Genomic DNA, 2,107 nt, shown 5'->3' on the forward strand with positions numbered 1-2,107 from the left:
AAAATTAATTCTCTTAATCTTAAAAAATAATATGATGCTGTTGTTTTATTAACACCTATTAAAACAGAAGCTGTTCGGGCTGTAGTTCCTGCAACAAAATGTTCTATTAACTTTAATTGTTTTTCTCGGCTTAATTTACTTCGTTTCATAACTAAATTATAACAAATTTTAGTTATCTAGGACAGCCCCAAAAATAATTAAGGAAAATATTTATTTTAACGAATTTAAAAAAAGTATGGAAAGCGGTACAAGTTTCAAAATTTTCTTTAACAATAAAAATCGACACAATAAAAAATCTAGTATGCGTAAAAAACATACTAGATTTTAAACAAAATCAATTTTTCAAAATCTCGAAAATAATAACAGCAGATAAAAAGTTTTTTTATAACTTTTTTAATATAAATCTGAGCATATTCTTTAACTATTCATTAGTTAAAAAAATAACAAATCAATACAATACAAATTTATATTTCATAAAATCATTTGAGCAGTTCTTTGCTTTAATAAAAAAATCAAAAAAATATTTATGCGGAGCAGTGTAATGACTACGGAAAGAACAGAAGTAAAAAGCGAATACTTAATAGCAACGTACGGAGATTCTATGCTTGACAGAGGTTTTACCTCTATACCGAATACATTAATTTATTACAGAAAAAGATTAGGACTTACATCAACTGAGTTTGAGTTCATAATCGCTGTAATGAGTTTAAGTTGGAAAAAAGAAAAAGAAATCAGAGATAAAGAAATCAATCCAGCAGAGAAACATTATTACAGACAAAGACAGAGCTTGTATGCAAAAGGATACTTAACTTTTGAAAGCAGGAATGTTTACAGAGGCGATAGATTTGCAGGAACAGGGACAGTATATAATTTCTCAGGATTAAAAAAAGCTATAGAGCTGCTAGTTGAAGAAGACAGAGCAATACAAAATATGGATGCACCTGTAGAGCAGAAATATGATGAGCCTAGCTTGTTTAATGAAGATGTAAATACTGAATCTTTACAGCCTCAGAAATTAATCAAAGAGGAAAAAGAAAAAAGTGAAGAAGAAAAAACTTCAGAAGAAAAAGAAGATGATAAAAAGCAAGAGGAGTTTTTAGAAAAATATAATGAGCTTCATAAAGAATTAATAGGCATTAAAATAAATCATAAATACCATAAATTATATACTAACTTTTTAATTGATATATTCAAAAAACGTGTGCATGATAATTTTGATGAAGCCTTATCTATAGTAAAGTTTAATTTCTTAAAATTGCCATTAAATAAAAGATACTCATTGAAACTGCAGGATTTATTAAAAATGGCTTTATGTCAAAAAAATGAAAATCCAAAAAATAATTACAGCAAAGAAAATAAAACTCAAAGCGAGGAAACAAAAAAATATTCAATACCAAGCGGAATTGATAAATTTAATGCTTTATTAAATGAATTAGAAAAAGGAGGAAACATTGATGAAGCGTATGCTAAAATTGCAGATTGCGGATAGCAGTTACTGCCTGCAAAGCTATAAAAAATATTTGGAAGAATTAAAGAAAACAGCAAGGGATGGCAAAGATCCGCACTGTACTAAATGCGATGAGTACGGATTTGTAAAAACTACTAATTCAGAAATATTTTCTGCAAGAAAAAATCTAGTTCCTATTATGTGTCATTGTGTGAGCGATGAAAAAAGTCAGATAGAAAGAAAACTAGAAGATTTAGAAAAAATAATAAAAAAATACAATAATGTATTTAATAAATTAGACAACGATATGACACTAAATATTTTTGCAGATAGATTTAATAATCAAAAGTTAGTAAGCAGTATAAAAAAATATTTAGAATTGGGAAGTATGAACTCGCTGTATATATTTGGAGAAAGCGGAAGCGGTAAAACTACAATGCTAAAAATGTTATGGCAGATATATGCTATTAATAATATTAAAGCATTGTATATGAAAGCATCTAGTTTTGAAGATATGCATAAAAACTTATTCAATAGAAATGCACAGGACAGATATTTGAAATCAAGTATAGATGCGAAAATAGAGAATATAAAATTTGCAGATATTATTATGATAGATGACATTGACAGCATAGGCTTTCATTATGCAGCTGAAGGATA

The 2,107-nt window shown here is 27.4% G+C and carries 2 protein-coding genes and 1 pseudogene; 2 read left to right on the forward strand and 1 reads right to left on the reverse strand.

Features of this window, described 5'->3' with window-relative positions:
* Positions 1 to 149: pseudogene (locus Q1J76_RS04060) on the reverse strand (IS1595 family transposase); the annotation flags it as partial.
* Between the two features lie 392 nt (positions 150 to 541).
* On the opposite strand from Q1J76_RS04060, the gene Q1J76_RS04065 reads away from it, so the two are divergent.
* Positions 542 to 1,489 (forward strand): hypothetical protein, encoded by a 948-nt coding sequence (locus tag Q1J76_RS04065; RefSeq protein WP_300377887.1) that lies wholly within the window; start codon positions 542 to 544, stop codon positions 1,487 to 1,489.
* Positions 1,455 to 2,107, forward strand: a 653-nt coding sequence (locus tag Q1J76_RS04070) for an AAA family ATPase (RefSeq protein ID WP_300377890.1), incomplete at its 3' end; no start/stop codon positions are given. The genes Q1J76_RS04065 and Q1J76_RS04070, both read left to right, overlap by 35 nt.

It is taken from the genome of Brachyspira sp., from assembly GCF_029258575.1.
GTDB lineage: Bacteria > Spirochaetota > Brachyspiria > Brachyspirales > Brachyspiraceae > Brachyspira.

What these genes read in the sequence shown, in the direction of transcription:
- Q1J76_RS04065 (WP_300377887.1), top strand. Translation starts at nt 542, where the DNA reads ATGACTACGGAAAGAACAGAAGTAAAAAGCGAATACTTAATAGCAACG.